The 17,183-nt window shown below is 49.9% G+C and carries 14 protein-coding genes; 11 read left to right on the forward strand and 3 right to left on the reverse strand.

What is annotated here, in order from left to right; translation table 11 throughout:
• Positions 1-13 precede the first annotated feature (13 nt).
• The 5 genes from leuC (at position 14) to MoGM_RS08385 (ending at position 5,462) form a co-directional block, all read left to right on the forward strand.
• Positions 14-1,408 (forward strand): 3-isopropylmalate dehydratase large subunit, encoded by a 1,395-nt coding sequence (gene leuC, locus MoGM_RS08365; protein ID WP_104369624.1) that lies wholly within the window; start codon positions 14-16, stop codon positions 1,406-1,408.
• A 9-nt stretch (positions 1,409-1,417) separates the two neighbouring features.
• A complete protein-coding gene (gene leuD, locus MoGM_RS08370; protein WP_104369625.1) occupies positions 1,418-2,008 on the forward strand; it encodes a 3-isopropylmalate dehydratase small subunit in 591 nt (196 codons plus the stop codon).
• Entirely contained in the window at positions 1,987-3,552 is a 1,566-nt protein-coding gene (locus MoGM_RS08375) for an alpha-isopropylmalate synthase regulatory domain-containing protein (protein ID WP_104369626.1), read from the forward strand. The genes leuD and MoGM_RS08375 overlap by 22 nt, the downstream gene beginning before the upstream one ends.
• A 172-nt stretch (positions 3,553-3,724) precedes the next feature.
• The gene (leuB, locus tag MoGM_RS08380; RefSeq protein ID WP_104369704.1) at positions 3,725-4,786 is read left to right on the forward strand and encodes a 3-isopropylmalate dehydrogenase; all 1,062 of its coding nucleotides are present in this window, start codon (positions 3,725-3,727) and stop codon (positions 4,784-4,786) included.
• 1 nt (position 4,787) lies between these two features.
• Positions 4,788-5,462 (forward strand): tetratricopeptide repeat protein, encoded by a 675-nt coding sequence (locus tag MoGM_RS08385; protein ID WP_104369627.1) that lies wholly within the window; start codon positions 4,788-4,790, stop codon positions 5,460-5,462.
• A gap of 235 nt (positions 5,463-5,697) precedes the next feature.
• Here MoGM_RS08385 and MoGM_RS08390 read toward each other — a convergent pair whose 3' ends face one another.
• From MoGM_RS08390 to MoGM_RS08400, 3 genes are read right to left on the reverse strand one after another with little or no spacing between them, the layout of a single operon-like run.
• Positions 5,698-6,363 carry an MgtC/SapB family protein gene (locus tag MoGM_RS08390; protein ID WP_104369628.1) on the reverse strand — a complete coding sequence of 222 codons (666 nt, stop codon included), beginning with the start codon at positions 6,361-6,363 and terminating at the stop codon, positions 5,698-5,700.
• 1 nt (position 6,364) lies between these two features.
• Positions 6,365-7,324 (reverse strand): phosphatase PAP2 family protein, encoded by a 960-nt coding sequence (locus MoGM_RS08395; RefSeq protein ID WP_104369629.1) that lies wholly within the window; start codon positions 7,322-7,324, stop codon positions 6,365-6,367.
• Positions 7,325-7,384: 60 nt separating this feature from the next.
• A complete protein-coding gene (locus MoGM_RS08400; protein ID WP_104369630.1) occupies positions 7,385-8,377 on the reverse strand; it encodes an NAD(P)-dependent oxidoreductase in 993 nt (330 codons plus the stop codon).
• 130 nt (positions 8,378-8,507) lie between these two features.
• Here MoGM_RS08400 and rnr point away from each other — a divergent pair, with 130 nt between their 5' ends.
• The 6 genes from rnr to gcvH all read left to right on the forward strand — a co-directional run bounded on the left by rnr (position 8,508) and on the right by gcvH (position 17,082).
• On the forward strand, positions 8,508-10,733 hold the full coding sequence (gene rnr / locus MoGM_RS08405; protein WP_104369705.1) for a ribonuclease R: 2,226 nt from the start codon (positions 8,508-8,510) through the stop codon (positions 10,731-10,733).
• Positions 10,734-11,931: 1,198 nt separating this feature from the next.
• Entirely contained in the window at positions 11,932-13,923 is a 1,992-nt protein-coding gene (locus tag MoGM_RS08415; protein ID WP_104369632.1) for an FN3 associated domain-containing protein, read from the forward strand.
• 76 nt (positions 13,924-13,999) lie between these two features.
• Positions 14,000-14,176, forward strand: a complete 177-nt coding sequence (locus MoGM_RS08420) for a toxin PIN (protein ID WP_104369633.1) — start codon at positions 14,000-14,002, stop codon at positions 14,174-14,176.
• A 256-nt stretch (positions 14,177-14,432) separates the two neighbouring features.
• Positions 14,433-15,407: a lipoate protein ligase C-terminal domain-containing protein gene (locus MoGM_RS08425; protein WP_104369634.1), complete on the forward strand. Its 975-nt coding sequence runs from the start codon at positions 14,433-14,435 to the stop codon at positions 15,405-15,407.
• A 132-nt stretch (positions 15,408-15,539) separates the two neighbouring features.
• Positions 15,540-16,661 carry a glycine cleavage system aminomethyltransferase GcvT gene (gene gcvT, locus MoGM_RS08430; RefSeq protein WP_104369635.1) on the forward strand — a complete coding sequence of 374 codons (1,122 nt, stop codon included), beginning with the start codon at positions 15,540-15,542 and terminating at the stop codon, positions 16,659-16,661.
• Between the two features lie 43 nt (positions 16,662-16,704).
• On the forward strand, positions 16,705-17,082 hold the full coding sequence (gene gcvH / locus MoGM_RS08435) for a glycine cleavage system protein GcvH (protein ID WP_104369636.1): 378 nt from the start codon (positions 16,705-16,707) through the stop codon (positions 17,080-17,082).
• Positions 17,083-17,183 lie beyond the last annotated feature (101 nt).

A 17,183-nucleotide genomic window follows, 5' to 3' on the forward strand; every position in this document is an offset into this window, starting at 1 on the left:
GTAATAATATAAGATGAACACATTATTTGATAAGATTTGGGACAAGCACGTGGTGCAGATGGTGGAAGACGGCCCCACGCAACTTTATATCGACAGGCTGTACTGTCATGAGGTGACTTCGCCTCAGGCTTTTGAAGGCATGCGCCGCCGCGGGCTAAAATGTTTTCGCCCGGCGCAGATATACTGCATGCCCGACCATAACACGCCGACGCACGACCAGGACAAGCCTATAGAAGACCCGGTATCTAAAAAACAGGTTGACACGCTGGCGGCAAATGCGGCAGAGTTCGGGCTGACACACTACGGAATGATGTCGCCCGATAACGGTATCATCCATGTGGTGGGACCGGAAAAGGGATTGTCGCTGCCCGGCATGACCATTGTCTGTGGCGACTCGCACACTTCGACGCATGGCGCTATGGGTGCCGTGGCGTTCGGCATCGGTACGAGCGAGGTGGAAATGGTTATGGCATCCCAGTGCATATTGCAGCAGAAACCGAAGTCGATGCGCATCAATATAGAGGGAACGCTCGGCAAGGGAGTCACGGCCAAGGATGTGGCTCTCTATCTGATGGCACGTCTCACAACATCGGGCGCTACGGGATATTTTATCGAATATGCGGGCAGTGTGGTCAGAGACATGACAATGGAAGGTCGTCTCACGCTCTGCAACCTCTCTATCGAGATGGGTGCCCGTGGCGGATTTATCGCCCCCGACGCCACAACCTTCGAGTATATCAAAGGACGTCAGTATGCCCCGGCAGGCGAAGAGTGGGACAAGGCGGTGGAATACTGGAAGACATTGAAGAGTGGCGACGATGCCGTGTTCGACAGGGAACTGACTTTCAATGCCGCTGACATAGAGCCGATGGTGACTTACGGCACCAACCCCGGTATGGGAATGGGCATCACCGAGGCTATACCCACGCTTGATGAGATAGACGAGGCCGGTAAGGCTTCGTTCTCGAAATCGCTCGATTACATGGGATTTGCTCCCGGAGAGAAACTTGTCGGGCACAAGATTGACTATGTGTTCCTCGGAGCATGCACCAACGGACGTATCGAAGATTTCCGTGCTTTCGCGTCTATCGTGCGTGGACGACATAAGGCCGAGGGTGTCACGGCATGGCTCGTGCCGGGTTCTTGGGCTGTGGATAAGCAGATACGGGAGGAGGGGCTTGATGCCGTTCTTGCCGCGGCGGGGTTTGAAATCCGCCAGCCTGGATGCTCGGCATGTCTCGCCATGAACGACGATAAGATACCGGCGGGCAAATATTCCGTGTCTACGAGCAACCGTAACTTCGAGGGACGTCAGGGACCCGGCGCAAGAACTATACTCGCCTCGCCGCTCGTGGCGGCGGCAGCGGCGGTGACAGGAGAAATAACAGACCCACGAACACTAATGTAAGAACAGGCAATGAAACAGAAATTTGACATCATAACAAGCACATGCGTGCCGCTTCCGCTTGAAAATGTGGATACAGACCAGATAATACCGGCACGCTTTCTCAAAGCGACTGATAAGGAAGGATTTGGAGAAAACCTCTTCCGTGACTGGCGATATGACAAAGACGGGTCGCCAAAGGCCGATTTCGTGCTGAACAATCCGCTTTACGGCGGTTGTATACTCGTGGCCGGCAAGAATTTCGGTTCGGGCTCGAGCCGTGAGCATGCGGCATGGGCTATTGCGGGATATGGTTTCCGGGTGGTGATAAGCAGTTTCTTCGCAGATATTCATAAGAACAACGAACTGAACAATTTCGTGCTTCCTGTGGTTGTCTCTGAGTCGTTTCTCGAAGAGCTTTTCGACTCTATAAGCACCGATCCGAAAACGGAAGTGGAAGTGAACCTGCCTCTGCAAACAGTCACCAACAAATCGACGGGCAGGAGAGAGACGTTTGAGATAAACGGATATAAGAAGCATTGCCTGATGAACGGGCTTGACGATATCGACTATCTCATACAGAACAAGGATAGAATCGAGGGATGGGAAAAGCGCAACAAGTGAACAGACGGCGGGGGATACAGCCGTTTATCGAGATAATGGACTGTACGCTTCGTGACGGTGAGCAGACCAGCGGCGTGTCTTTTCTTCCGCATGAGAAACTTGTCATTGCCCGTATGCTGCTCAAAGACATCAACGTGGATCGCATAGAGGTGGCGTCAGCGCGTGTTTCAGAGGGCGAAAAGGAGGCTGTGAAGATGATTTGCCGCTATGCCAAGCAGATAGGCATGATAGAACGGGTGGAGGTCCTGGGCTTTGTGGACGGCAAACTGTCTATCGACTGGATTGCCGACTGCGGCGGAAAGGTTATCAACCTGCTTGCCAAAGGGTCGCTGCGCCACTGTACGCATCAGCTCCATAAAACGCCCGAAGAGCATATCGACGAGATAAAACGCTCGATAGATTATGCCTCAAGCCGGGGCATCAGTGTAAATTTGTATCTCGAAGACTGGAGCAACGGCATGAAATCGTCGCCCGAGTATGTATATATGATGATGGACGCGCTGCGGGACACGGCCATAAAGCGGTTCATGTTGCCGGATACTCTCGGCATAATGAATCCTTTGCAGGTCATTGAGTTTTTCAGGAAGATGCTGAAGCGTTATCCCGAAAAGCACTTCGATTTCCATGCGCACAATGATTATGACCTTGCGGTGAGCAACTCGCTCGCTGCCGTTCTCAGTGGTGCAAGAGGCTTGCATGTCACGGTCAACGGGCTTGGCGAGCGCTGCGGAAACGCCCCGATGTCGAGTGTCCAGGTGATATTGAAAGACCAGTTTCAGGCAAAGACAAGCATCAATGAGGGTAAACTGAATGATATAAGCCGCTTGGTTGAAGGCTATTCAGGTATTGCGGTGGCTCCGAATCAGCCTATTGTCGGTGAGAATGTGTTTACGCAGGTGGCCGGAGTGCATGCCGACGGTGACAACAAGAGCAATCTTTACTGCAATGATCTTGTGCCGGAGCGTTTCGGGCGGAAGAGGGAATATGCCTTGGGAAAGACCAGCGGGAACGCCAATATCGAGCGGAACCTGCAGGAACTCGGTCTCGAGCTGACCGACGAGCAGACCCGTAAGGTGACGAGGAGGATAACGGAACTTGGCGACCGTAAGGAGATTGTGACACGTGAAGACCTGCCTTTCATTGTAAGCGATGTGCTGAAGCATACTACCCCTGAGGACAAGGTCAAGCTTGTGAGCTACATGGTGTCATCGGCATACGGCTTGAAGCCCATCGCCTGCGTGAAAGTGGAGATAGACGGCAGGCAGTATGAGCGGGAATCGACCGGCGACGGACAGTATGACGCATTCGTGAAGGCTTTGCGCAAGATATATAAGGATGCCCTTGACAGGACATTCCCTATATTGGCAAACTATGCCGTCACCATTCCACCGGGCGGACGGACCGACGCTCTCGTGCAGACGGTCATCACATGGCGTAGCGGAGAGAAGATCTTTCGCACGCGCGGACTTGACGCCGACCAGACGGAAGCGGCCATCAAGGCGACAATAAAGATGCTCAACATGATAGAGGAGGATGGCAATTGATGTAAATGCAGATGTCATCTATTCGGGCTTTTACTGATTAATGAGTGCTGTTTATGCGGATAACCGATATTTTATAAGCAACCAATATCAAAAATAGCGGTAAAGCCGGATATTACTTACAGTGAGAATGGATACATATCCGATAGGAATAAATACAAAAAACAACGATATTATGAAATTGAAGATAGCGGTTTTGCCCGGAGACGGAATCGGGCCTGAGATAATGAAGCAAGGCGTGGCGGTGATGGATGCCATCGCTTGTAAGTTCGGACATGAGGTAGAGTATGAAGAGGCTATATGCGGTGCGCATGCGATAGATGAGGTCGGTGACCCGTTCCCCGAAGATACATACCGCGTTTGCCGTGATGCCGATGCCGTGTTGTTCGCAGCTGTCGGCGATACTAAGTTCGACAATGACCCCACGGCCAAGGTGCGCCCCGAGCAGGGATTGCTTGCCATGCGAAAGAAACTCGGTCTTTTTGCCAATATCCGTCCTGTGCAGACGTTCAAGTGCCTTGTGCATAAGTCTCCGTTAAAGCCGGAATTGGTTGAAGGGGCTGATTTTATTTGCATCCGTGAACTTACCGGCGGAATGTATTTCGGTGAGAAATATCAGGACAACGACAAGGCGTACGACACCAACTATTATACTCGTCCCGAGATAGAACGCATCCTTAAAGTGGGTTTTGAATATGCCCGGCGTCGTAATCGCCACCTTACTGTTGTCGACAAGGCCAATGTTCTTGCTTCAAGCCGTCTTTGGCGACAAATAGCCAAGGAGATGGAGCCGCAGTATCCTGATGTGGATGTAGACTATATGTTTGTCGATAACGCATCTATGCGAATGATAGCTGAGCCTAAGTTCTTTGATGTCATGGTCACAGAGAATACTTTTGGCGATATACTTACAGACGAGGGGAGCTGCATTTCCGGTTCAATGGGACTGTTGCCGTCGGCCTCTACCGGTGAGAGCACGCCGGTGTTCGAGCCTGTCCACGGCTCGTGGCCGCAAGCCAAGGGGCGGAATATAGCCAATCCGCTGGCTCAGATACTTTCCGTCGCCATGCTTCTTGAATACTTCGACCTTAAAGAGGAGGGCGCGTTGGTGCGCCGTGCCGTCGACGCGTCGCTCGACGCCAATGTGCGCACTCCGGAAATACAGGTTGATGGCGGGGCCGAATATGGCACGAGTGATGTCGGTGCATGGATTGCAGACTATATAACCAAAGCCTGACGTGCGTAGAATATTTGTTATTATTACAGTGTTGTTGCCGCTGTCGCTGTCTGTCTGCGGACAGACAGCCGGCCGGTGGCGGGACTCACTGTCTGTGATTAACAGGCAAATAGCCTCATATCCGTATTCATCGGACCTGCATTTGCGTAAGGCTGCTATAAACATAGAGCTGCAACAATGGGAATATGCCGTCGACGAATACGGCACGGTGCTTTCCCATGAACCGGACAATCTTGCCGCCTTGTTTTACCGTGCTTACGCAAACACACACTTGCGGCATTACGATCTTGCCAGGAATGACTATGAGGCTTTTCTTAAATTGGCTCCCGTGAATATGGAGGCTCGTCTCGGACTTGCTCATGTACTGGTTAAAATGAAGCGCAGTGCCGATGCGATGGACCAGATGAACAGGCTTGTCGAGCTTCATCCCGACAGCGCCGTGGTATACGCCGCCCGTGCCGGTTTCGAGTCGGAGAGCCGTGCTTACGATGCCGCTCTGTATGATTGGGACGCGGCCCTGCGCCTTGCTCCCGGCAATACCGATTATATCATATCACGTGCCGATGTGCTTTTGCGGCTTGGCAAGAAAGCCGAAGCCCGCCGTGCTCTCGACGATGCGGTGAGAAAGGGCGTGGCACGTGGCGCTCTTCGCGAGTGGTACAGGCGTTGCAAATAGTGCCTTCGGGATAGGTTCCAATGCTTTTTTCTGTGAAAGTACAACGTGGGGAAACAGACATCACCACGAAATATAAGATTGGTTCAAATGCTATCCAGCGAAAGTACAACGTGAAATAAGTTATATTTACAAGCAATATAATTTATTTCACGTTATCCCAATGGCTCCGTTATGTCTTGACTGTGCCTGGATATGCTCGTCAGGCCGCCAATCAGGCGCGGCTGCTTTTCTTCGGTCACTCCATGCTTACAATCTCGATGTCGGCATGTTCGTTCAATATGCCGTTCATCCAACTGTCGTATACTACTCTTTTCACTTTCAGCTCGATCGTTATGCAGTACTTCTTCTCATTGGCACTGCCTTTTTCTTTTATATTGTATGTATATAGTTCCACACATTCCTTCTTGATTAGGGCGGTCACTTCTTTAAGGTTTTCCTTTGAAGAAGATTGCAGGGTGATTGACATGTTCCTCGTCCCCAGGCGTCGCATGATGACGTTCAGAACCTCAAGACACAGCAGGACGAGAGCCGTAGTGGCAAAGGCGAGTGTGTAAAGCCCCGCTCCGCATGTCAGTCCGATAGCCGATGTGACCCATAGTCCGGCAGCCGTGGTGAGCCCGCGGATCACGTTTCTTTGGAATATAATCAGTCCGGCACCTATAAATCCGATGCCCGTCACCACTTGCGACGCTATTCGCGACGGGTCGAGCGATGCCGTCCTGTCGAGGTTCAGTGATGTGTCGAATCCGAATTGCGACAAAATCATGAACAGCGCGCTGCCCAAAGCCACAAGGAAATGGGTCCTGAAGCCGGCGTCTTTCGCTCTGTATTCCCTTTCAAGGCCTATCAGTCCGCCAAGTATGGCGGCTATGAAGATACGTAAAAAAAACTCGAACGTCATATTATTCTTTTCCTACAAACTTGTTATATCCGAAATAAAGCAGGGCGTAGATGGCCACGGCAGAAACCCAGCCGGCGAAAACGTCTATCGCATAGTGCGCGTATATATATACGGTAGACAGGCACAGCAGTATGTACAGCGGCAGGATGCAGTAGAACATCCGGCGATTGCGGCTGTCCCATGCCAGTATCATGAGTATTGTCGTCACTCCTACATGACTGCTTGGGAATGCCGCCGTGGGGCGTTCGCCGGCGTTGTGCGCGTCTACCACCATCTGATAGAACATACCGTCGGTGTATCCCGGTGTGGCGAGTGCCTCCTGGTTTGCGGCGAAGAAACTGCCGACATCGGGAAACACACCGTGTGCTATCTGATCGAGTCCTACGGCGTTGTAGTAGTATTGCGGACCGGCTACCGGCAGTATTATGTATATGATGTAGTAGATGAAGAACGAGCCGAGTATTATGAACGACGCTCTGGCAAACTGATTGTATCGCCGCACGAAATAAAACATTGTCACTACGGCTATCAGCGGGTAGTAGCTTGCATACCCGAGACACATCAGCTCGCTGAACACACCGTTGCTGAACACTTGAGAGAATAGCAGTGCGGGCTGGCATCCGAACAGGTACTGCTCGTATGCGGCGAACAGATGGTCGAGATTGGGAAACATGCGGTTGAACTCATACGTGTCGGGATACCACCATGAGAGCAGTGCCATCTGCACTATTATGCGGCATAGCCTGGTCATTCGGCACGGTATCATCCTGTATACGCCCCATAGCGCAATCGTGATGGCAAATATTCTGACACGTCCCCATAGCATGGATTCGGGGTTGGTGAGCTTCGTGTATGTGAAGAACATCAGCAATAGTGTTATCACAAGATATGCCATTGCTGCCCATTCAGCCGCGAGAAGTCCTTTCTTCGGCTTTTTCTCTATTTTGAAAAGATTGTTCATTTTGTTTGGTTGTGGGTGGAAAAGTGCAGTGTCGTGAGTGAGGGTGTTGGCTGTCAGGTATCAGAGCCATCCGTTTTCCTTATACCATTTCACGGCTTCGGTCACTCCACGGTCAAGGTCGTACTCCGGTTTGTAACCCAGTTCTTCTTTTGCCGGAGTGATGTCGCAGCGCCAGTTGCGCTGTCTCATTATGTTGTACTTGTCGTTGTTCAGTGCCGTCACCTTCCCTCTCAGCCTCCCGGCATATTCTCCGATCCATGTCACTATGCGCAGTATCCATATCGGAGCCTTTATCCGAAGTACCCACGGGTTGCCCAGTTCGCGGCAAAGCAGGTCGCTGAACGTTCGCGATTGGTATGTGTTTCCGTCGCTGAGAATGTATTTGGAGCCGTTTTTCCCTTTGGCTATGGCCTTGAATACTGCCTGCACAAGGTCTTTGACGTAAATGAATGTCAGGTGTTGGGGGCGGTAGCCGACAGAGAAGTCTGTATGTCCCTTTATGCTTTTTGCCATCATGAAATAGTCTGTCTCTCTCGGACCGTATACTCCGGTCGGCCTTAGCGTGACGCATGGAAAATCTTCCAGCGAGTCGAGAAACTTCTCTGCTTCCAGTTTGCTCTGCGCATAGAGCGTGTCGGGCACCGGTGTGTCGGTGATTTTTATGTCCTCGTCGGGGCGCGAGTCTTTCACCGGCCCATATACGCTGAGGCTGCTTATGAACACAAACATTCTCAACTGCGGCTGTGTCTGTCGTATGGCGAGTGCCAGATTGCGAGTGCCGTAGTAGTTCACACGGTTGAAATCGCTTGCCCGCAGGCATTTGGTGGCTCCTGCCGCATGTACCACATAGTCGAGTTCGAGTCCGGTCAGTTGTCCGGCAAGTTCTGCCGGGCTGTCAAGATTAAGTTCTATGAAGTTTATCCTGTTGTCGGTAAGATACTTCTTGCTGCTCGTCTTTCGCATGGCGGCCCACACGTTCATGCCGCGTCTCAGTGCTTCCTCGACCACAAAACTGCCGATAAAACCGCTTGCGCCTGTGATTAGAATGTTCATTATATATAGCTATTTGGTTGCAAAGATACTATTTTAAAATAAATTATTACTCTAAATGCCTGAAATAGGGATTAATTTTGTTTCTTTGCAGGGAACGGAGGACTAAGGAATAATAAAAAACATAATGACCATGGGAAAGAAAAAAGGTGGAAAGCGAATGACTAAAAAACAACTGTGCGAGGCTCTGCAAGAGTTTTTCATGAACAGTCCGGAAAAGACATTCAGCTTCAAGTACATATTTAAAGAACTCAAACTTAACACCCATCCGCTCAAGATGCTTGCCATCGACCTGATGGAAGAGATGGCGTGGGATGATTTTCTCACCAAGGTGAGCGAGAACTCATACCGTCTGAACACAAAGACACAGGTGCAGGAGGGACGTTTCCGCCGTAAGGCGAACGGTAAGAACAGTTTTGTTCCCGATGATGGCAGTCAGCCGGTGTTCGTGGCAGAGCGCAACTCCATGTCGGCTCTCGACGGCGACAAGGTGCAGGTGGCGTTCCTTGCGCGGCGTGCCAACCATATCAAGGAAGCTGTGGTGACGGCAATCATTGAGCGGGCGCGCGACTCGTTTGTCGGCCGTCTGCGGGTGGAGCGTGACTATGCGCTGCTCGTCATGCCCGACAACGTGTTTGCCCACGACATGATAATACCCAAAAAGAAACTCAAGGGAGGCAAGACGGATGACATGGCCGTGGTGAAGGTGACGCAATGGCCCGATGCCGAGCATAAGAACGCCGTGGGCGAGGTGATAGACGTGCTTGGCGAACATGGCGACAACGATGTCGAGATGAACACCATTCTCGCACAGTATGGCTTGCCGTATAAATATCCCAAGGCGGTGGAAGAGGCTGCAAACAAGATTTCAGACGTGATTACGGATGAGGATCTTGCCGGGCGGGAAGATTTCCGCGGTGTGTTCACTTGCACTATCGACCCGCACGATGCCAAGGACTTCGACGATGCGTTGTCCATAAGGAGAATATCCCCTGAGTCACGGACGCAATCATCGAGGAGAGGGTCCTCCCTATGGGAAGTCGGTGTCCACATAGCCGATGTGTCCCATTACGTCACTGAAGGATCTGTCATAGACCGTGAGGCGGTCAAGCGTGCCACGAGCATATATCTCGTAGACCGGACCATACCGATGTTGCCCGAGAGACTGTGCAACTATATATGCTCACTGCGTCCCGATGAGGATAAGCTGGCATACAGTGTGATTTTCGATATGACGGACGGTGGCGAAGTGAAGCGCTGGCGGTTGGCGCATACCGTAATACGCAGCGACCGCCGCTACGCATACGAGGAGGTGCAGGCCATTCTCGAACAGAACGGGGTCGTCGACGGGACGGGAGAGCCGGCGCCGCCGGCCGGCAAAGACGGATATACTGGCGAGAATGCGGAGATGCTCATACAGCTTGACCGGCTGGCCAAGAAACTGCGTGAGGCTCGGTTTAAGAACGGTGCGGTGAAGTTCGACCGCGAGGAACTTCGTTTCGATATCGATGAGAAAGGGCGGCCCACACGTTGCTACTTCAAGAAGTCGAAAGATGCCAACAAGCTGATAGAAGAGTTCATGCTCCTCGCCAACCGCACGGTTGCGGAGAGTGTCGGACGGGTGAAGAATGGAGGCACTGCCAAGACATTGCCCTATCGTGTGCACGACCAGCCCGACCCGACCAAACTCGAAACGCTGCGCGGTTTTGTCGTCAAGTTCGGATACAAGATGAAGACGGCAGGCACCAAGGGTGCCATAGCACGCAGCCTCAATACCTTGCTCGACGAGTGTGCCGGCAAGAACGAGCAGAAGCTCATAGAAACAGTGGCGCTAAGGGCTATGATGAAGGCCAAATACAGCATTCACAACATAGGGCACTACGGACTGGCGTTCGACTATTACACGCATTTCACCTCTCCGATCCGCCGCTATCCGGACACAATGGTGCACCGTCTGCTCACGAAGTATCAGCAGGGAGGGCGCTCTGCCGGCAAGGACAAGTATGAGGAGCTGTGCGAGCATTGTTCCGACATGGAGCTTGTGGCGCAGAACGCCGAGCGCGATTCCATCAAGTACAAGATGGTGGAGTTCATGGCCGGGCATGTTGGCGAGGTGTTCGACGCCCATATCAGCGGCATACAGAGCTACGGCATATACTGCGAGATAGACGAGAACCACTGCGAGGGTATGGTGCCGATGCGTGATCTCGATGACGATTATTATGACTTCGACGAGAAAAACTATTGTCTTGTGGGGCGTAGGCGTCATAATAAATACCAGCTTGGCGACGCCGTGCGCATAAAAGTGGCGCGGGCAAATCTCGACAAGAAACAGCTTGACTTCACAATAGAGAGATGATTAATTCACATAAAACCGGCCGGCCTCAGGAAAATCCTGAGGCCGGTTTGTGTGTTCAATCGCCATCCCCAACAATCGAAAAAAACATTCTGTCATTCCTTGGTGTTCGGTGGGTTGAGCCTTCGTCGCAAGGCAATGGATATGTTTTTCCGGGCGAAACCGTTGATACTAAGTTAAGAAAAACACTTCATATCCGAGAAATACTATCGCATTCTATATAGTGTTATTCCTTGTTTTTCGGTGTGTTTTTGACTATATTTGTGTGTCGAAAATGAAAAAAAGAACATGAAAATAACGAGAAATATTTACAGAATACAGTCGTGTCTCAATTTTGGCGCAGGCCGAAAGTGCATATTTATGCAGAGCGGTGGAGGTAATGTGTATACAGGCTGGTCTGTGATTTTTGATAATTCGGATAAAGCCGGGCTGCCTGTAAAGAGTGCTTTTGACATGAAATGCGCCGTTTATAACACTTATATATAGCGTTTTTCGGGTATTCCGTATCGTATGTATATCTTTCGGGTGTGATATTCCGGCATGACGGTAATCGGTGTTTAAGGCTTCCGACGCTTGGTGTCGGGGGCCTTTTTTGTTGCAATTCGGCCTTTTTTTGATCTGCATTTAGACGCTCGTTGGCTTCCATTTAGATGCTAAACGCACTCTAACGGGCATCTAAATGCAGAGCAACGGGTATCCCGATGCAGCATGGCGGGTATCCCGTTGTGGCGAAACAGTATTTTTGCGTTTTATTACTGGACGGTTGTCGGTTTTAATTACTTTTTCTGTCAAAAAACAATGGGTAACCGTTTGTCTTACAATCTGTTTTTGCATAAATATTCACATCGTATATTGAATATTCTGTATGGATGTTTGTTATATATCTTATGATGTTTTATTTACATACTGTATGCTTGGTTTTCTTTATCGGTATATGTCGTGATTTCCTTTGACTGCTGTTTCTCTACCATGCTTTTGTTCTGTCTTTCATTTTTTATTTCTTGGCTATTATTTATGTGTAAGTTTGCCTGTTATATATAAATATGTGACTAAACGGTAGATGTTTGAAAATATGTTAAAAGGCTGTGGGTGTAAAATGTTTTCACATTTGTTTTCTTTTTTTTGTCAAATTTTAACTACCTTTGTCCTGACCTAATGATAAAAGTATCGAAGTGTATTTATTATATTAACTAAAAACAAAATGAAAAAACTATTTACTTTATTGACGCTTGTGATATGCTCTATAGGAGTTTCATGGGCAGGTGATGTTTTTACCATTTCATATAATGGTAAAGATGTCCAATCGACAGACGGATATTTTACCCATTCGGCAAAACATAATTTTAATACCAAGTTTTCCGGTGGAAATTATGGCGGCATAAGTTTTAAGAGCGGACTTAAAATGGAAGGAGCCACAGAAATATATTTCACGTCCAATTCCACCGCTACTTTGACGATAGTCCAGTCTGCTTGGGAAAGTAACGGTGTTGTGCAGACAAACAAGCTCGATGGAACAGAGCTTGTAGAGGGGGTGAGAGACGATGTAAACAAAGTAGTAGTCCACACAATAGAGAATTTGCCGGCTGGCGAGCATAAAATAACCCGTGGCAGCGGAGAAAATGGACTGTACTATGTTAAAGTGGAATATACGGGCGAGGCAATGATACAGTTGGCAACTCCTGAAATTTCCTATGATGCGTCTACCGGTGTAGTGACGATTGCGGATATATCAGATGCAAATGGTATTTATTATACAACAGACGGTACGACACCGTCTGCCGATAACGGAACAAAGTACGAGACATCTTTCACGGTTGATGACGGAACGTTAGTTAAGGCTATCGCTGTCGGTAATGGTACAACGACAATGAGTTCTTCTATTGCCGAGAAACAAGTCATTCGTACCGGTATAACAATAGCCGCTCCGGTCATTTCGGTTTATAATGGGACTGTGGCTATCATGTGTGCCAGCAAGAATGCTTCTATAGAATACAGTACTGATGGAACAACATATACCGCTTATGGACGTGCCTTTACTCTGATGGAGGATAAGACCGTGTACGCTCGTGCCTCGAGAGAGGGCTGTACTACGTCTGAAATCGCGAGCAAGGCAGTGGCAGCGGTTCCGGCAGGTGTGAAGTCTAAGACTATCTACATGGGATTCGGCTCTTTTGACTCTCCTGCGAATATTGACGGATTTCACACATTAAAAGGTCGTGCTGGTGATCCGGCAGAGGGATATTCGCTGATATTGAATGTATCCGGCAAGACTTGGAGCAGTTCTAACGCTAAGGTTACTATGGCCAATAATGAAACTCGCACCGCTATTAAGGGTTCAAACGGAGCACAGACCATTTTGAGACTTCCCGAAGGGATAAAGGCAACAAAGCTGACCCTTTACAGTTTCATCAACGCCGCAAGCGGAACAAGAACCACAGGATGGAGAGAAGTGAACGGTGAGGATTTGACATCAATAGTCAATGAAGTGCCGATGGGAGCCAATAGTGACAAGAAAGATTATCTGACAAATCCGGATATGCGCGTGTTCCCCTTGGATAATGTCTCAGGTGAAATTACATTTGCAAATACAGGCGAGCAGGTTTGTTTTGTTATCGCTCTTGATGTGATAGAGCCTTCTCAGACTGTCACAATCTCCGATGCCAAGTTCGCCACTTGTGTGGCAAATACCGATCTCGACTTTGCCGGTACAGACGTTACGGCGTATACCGTGAGCGAGGTTGGCGAGACAACCGTGACACTTGTGAAGACAGACAAGGTGAAGGCCGGACAGACTGTGGTAGTAGGGGCGGAGGCCGCCGGAGCGTATGACATTCCCACTACTACGGAAGTGTTTACGGCTGCGACCAGTCTTATGGCATCTTCTGAAACCGAAGTGCCCGTGACGACCGAAAACAGCTATTATATCGTGGCTAACGGTGACAACGGCGTGGGATTCTACCCCGTACAGACCGGCACGTCAATCCCGGCCGGCAAAGGCTATATAGAAGTGCCGGCCAACAGTGCCAAAGGCCGTTTCCTAAGTTTCGGAATCGGTGGCGGTACAAGCGGTATCAGTGACGTGAAAGCCGCAACGGCAGAGAAAGGCGAGATATACAATCTCAACGGACAGCGTGTGGCCGCTCCCGCAAAAGGTCTCTACATCATGAACGGAAAGAAGGTTATATTCAAGTGATGAGCCGGTAAACCTTTTTGAAACAACAAGAAAGCGTAATCAAAATAAGAAACAATTTAAAGAAAGGAAACAAGAAATGAAAAAATATATCAAACCCGAGATAGAAGTGTGTGTGTTGAACGTGGAGAATTGTCTGCTTGCGGCTTCCGATCCACGCGAAGGCGATAATATCTTCAATACGACACCTGTGGATGGTCCGTCGGCTCTGTCAAAGGACCATAGCTTCGACCTCTGGGCAGACGATGAGGAATAAGAATAGAGGATAAAGATTTAATATAAAAACCAGTCGGGTGGCCGTTTGCATGCAAACGGCCACCCGACTGGTTTTTTGAATAATGACAGGCGCATGGTTGGTTTACCATAAATCCGCTCATACCGCGGGGGCGTTGACATGCGGCGACCCGTTTTTTGTTTTGAAAAAAATCACATTAATATTGGATTTTACATATTTTCTTCATATATTTGCATAACCGTTGTTTATGGCGGAATAACCTGATGACTGTGGAATCATGATATACGTGGAGTTGCCCGACGATAGGGTGAGGAGGCTTTCTTTCTATCTGGCGATGGAGGAATATGTGGCACGGCACATGGATGAGCGTGACTTCTTCTTCATGTGGCAGGTGGAACCGAGTGTTATTTTCGGCCGTAATCAGTTGATAGAGAACGAGGTCAATCTCGAATTCTGCCGCAACCGGGGCATAAGGACATACCGGCGCAAGAGTGGAGGCGGGTGCGTGTATGCCGATATGAAAAACATAATGTTCTCATACATCACGAGCGAGGAGAATGTGGGCTTCACATTCAACCGATATATAAATATGGTGGTGCTGGTGCTGAACCGTCTCGGAGTTGATGCCAGGGCCAACGGCCGCAATGACATAATGATAGGCGACCGCAAAGTGTCGGGCAACGCATTCTACAAACTCCCGGGACGGAGCGTCGTTCACGGTACCATGCTGTATGACACGGACATGGAAAACATGGTGGGAAGCATCACTCCCACGGACGGGAAACTGCTGAGCAAAGGGGTGCGGAGTGTCCGTCAGCGTATAGCGTTGCTGAAAGACCATATCGGTATGGATATGGATGAGTTCAAACTGTTCGTGCGGGATAATCTGTGCAAGAACCGCGTGACGCTCACCGAGAGCGACGTTTCGGCTGTTGAACACATCGAACGCGGTTATCTGTCGGATGATTTCATATACGGGAACAACCCGAGATATACCGTGACGCGGCGCGGCAGGATAGAGGGCGTTGGCGAAATGGAGGTGCGGATGGAATTGAAAAACGACATTATAAAGGCCGTCAACATCGTGGGCGACTATTTTCTGACAGGTGATATGGATTCAATGTTAATAGCCCCGCTCATAGGAACAAGGCTGACAGCGGAGGAACTGACCGCCGCCCTTCCCCGAAATACGGAAGACGTGGTGATGAATCTGAGTCGGGAAGAGCTTGTCAAGCTGTTGATGTCAAAGTGATAAAGGTCCGGAACTGTGTATGGCGGCGCTTGCGCTCGGAGATTGGTTACGATAAAGGGAGATGAAAGACCGGTGGTACAAGTATATCGCCATTGCATAATTAATTTAGGAACTACTAATTAAAACAACTATATGGAAAACAAAAGAACATGTCTTTACGATAAGCATGTGGCTTTCGGGGCATTGATAAGTCCGTTCGGAGGTTTCGACATGCCTATACAGTACAGCGATATAAAAGACGAGCATAACGCCGTGCGCACGGCGTGCGGTGTGTTCGACGTGTCGCACATGGGCGAAGTGATGGTTGACGGCCCTGATGCCGAACGCTATGTGAACCGCATTTTCACCAACGATGTTACCGGAATGCCGGCCGGAAAGATACTCTATGGCATGATGCTGTACGACAACGGCGGAACGGTGGACGACCTGTTGGTATACAAGATGGGCGGTGACAGTTTTTTCATAGTGATAAACGCCGCCAATATAGATAAGGACTGGGAGTGGATGGTACGTCAGGCTGAGGGTTTCGACATCGACATACGCAACATGTCGGAGCATTACGGTCAGATAGCCGTACAGGGACCTCGGTCGGAAGAGGTGGTCGAGCAAGTTCTCGGACTGCCTTGTAAAGAACTGTCTTTCTATACATCGAAAGTCATTGCGGCTGCCGACGGAAGCGAGGCGGATACAGCCGCGTCTTCGCTTGATATCATAATAAGCCGCACGGGATATACCGGAGAGGACGGTTTTGAAATATACGGCACTCACGGTTTCATACGTGAGCAGTGGGACAAGCTGATGGCGAGCGGACGTTGCAAGCCCTGCGGACTCGGATGTCGCGACACTTTGCGTTTCGAGGTCGGGCTTCCTCTATACGGAGACGAGCTTTCTGCCGACATATCGCCGCTTATGGCCGGTCTCGGTTTCTTCTGTAAGCTCGACAAGGAAGGGTTTATCGGCCGTGAAGCGCTTCTCCGTCAGAAAGTCGGTGGCGTGCGGCAAAAGATTGTAGGAATAGAGCTTGCCGACAAGGCGATACCCCGTCACGGATATGAGGTGCTCAAAGACGGTGTGCGGATAGGTGAGGTGACGACCGGATACCACACCATTTCGACAGACAAGAGCGTGTGCATGGCACTCGTCGATTCGGATTACGCCGCCCTCGATACACCTGTGGAGATACGGATTCGCAAAAAGACGTTTCCTGGCAAGGTCGTGAAAAAGAAGTTCTACGACAAGCATTACAAGAAATAATACGGTTAATCACAAGCAAAATATAAATTTAAAACATAACAATATGGCAAAAGTTATTGAAGGACTCTATTACTCGGAGTCGCACGAATATGTGAGAGTGGAAGACGGTTTCGGTTATATAGGCATTACGGATTATGCGCAACATGCGCTTGGTAATGTGGTTTACGTGGACATGCCTGAGGCAGACGACGAGGTGACGGCGGGCGAAGAGTTCGGTGCAGTGGAGAGTGTCAAGGCCGCAAGCGACCTCAACTCGCCTGTGAGCGGTACGGTGGTGGAGGTCAACGAGGCGCTCGACGATACCCCGGAGTTGCTCAATAAGGATGCATACGAGAACTGGATAATAAAGGTTGAGTTGTCGGATAAGGCCGAACTCGACAGCCTCATGGATGCAAAGGCATACGAAGAGTTTTGCGAATAATTACGGTCTATGAGCCGATGGCATGATATGCGTCGGCTCATAGACCGCAGGTTATCAAGCAATGATTTGCCGATCGCGGTGCCGGGAGCGGATAGGCGTGG

It is taken from the genome of Prevotella sp. MGM1 (assembly GCF_002933775.1).
In the GTDB taxonomy this organism is placed as follows: domain Bacteria; phylum Bacteroidota; class Bacteroidia; order Bacteroidales; family Bacteroidaceae; genus Prevotella.

Coding starts and splice junctions, on each gene's coding strand:
- leuC (WP_104369624.1), top strand. CDS start 14: ATGAACACATTATTTGATAAGATTTGGGACAAGCACGTGGTGCAGATG.
- leuD (WP_104369625.1), top strand. CDS start 1,418: ATGAAACAGAAATTTGACATCATAACAAGCACATGCGTGCCGCTTCCG.
- MoGM_RS08375 (WP_104369626.1), top strand. CDS start 1,987: ATGGGAAAAGCGCAACAAGTGAACAGACGGCGGGGGATACAGCCGTTT.
- leuB (WP_104369704.1), top strand. CDS start 3,725: ATGAAATTGAAGATAGCGGTTTTGCCCGGAGACGGAATCGGGCCTGAG.
- MoGM_RS08390 (WP_104369628.1), bottom strand. CDS start 6,363: ATGACGTTCGAGTTTTTTTTACGTATCTTCATAGCCGCCATACTTGGC.
- MoGM_RS08395 (WP_104369629.1), bottom strand. CDS start 7,324: ATGAACAATCTTTTCAAAATAGAGAAAAAGCCGAAGAAAGGACTTCTC.
- MoGM_RS08400 (WP_104369630.1), bottom strand. CDS start 8,377: ATGAACATTCTAATCACAGGCGCAAGCGGTTTTATCGGCAGTTTTGTG.
- rnr (WP_104369705.1), top strand. CDS start 8,508: ATGGGAAAGAAAAAAGGTGGAAAGCGAATGACTAAAAAACAACTGTGC.
- MoGM_RS08415 (WP_104369632.1), top strand. CDS start 11,932: ATGAAAAAACTATTTACTTTATTGACGCTTGTGATATGCTCTATAGGA.
- MoGM_RS08420 (WP_104369633.1), top strand. CDS start 14,000: ATGAAAAAATATATCAAACCCGAGATAGAAGTGTGTGTGTTGAACGTG.
- MoGM_RS08425 (WP_104369634.1), top strand. CDS start 14,433: ATGATATACGTGGAGTTGCCCGACGATAGGGTGAGGAGGCTTTCTTTC.
- gcvT (WP_104369635.1), top strand. CDS start 15,540: ATGGAAAACAAAAGAACATGTCTTTACGATAAGCATGTGGCTTTCGGG.
- gcvH (WP_104369636.1), top strand. CDS start 16,705: ATGGCAAAAGTTATTGAAGGACTCTATTACTCGGAGTCGCACGAATAT.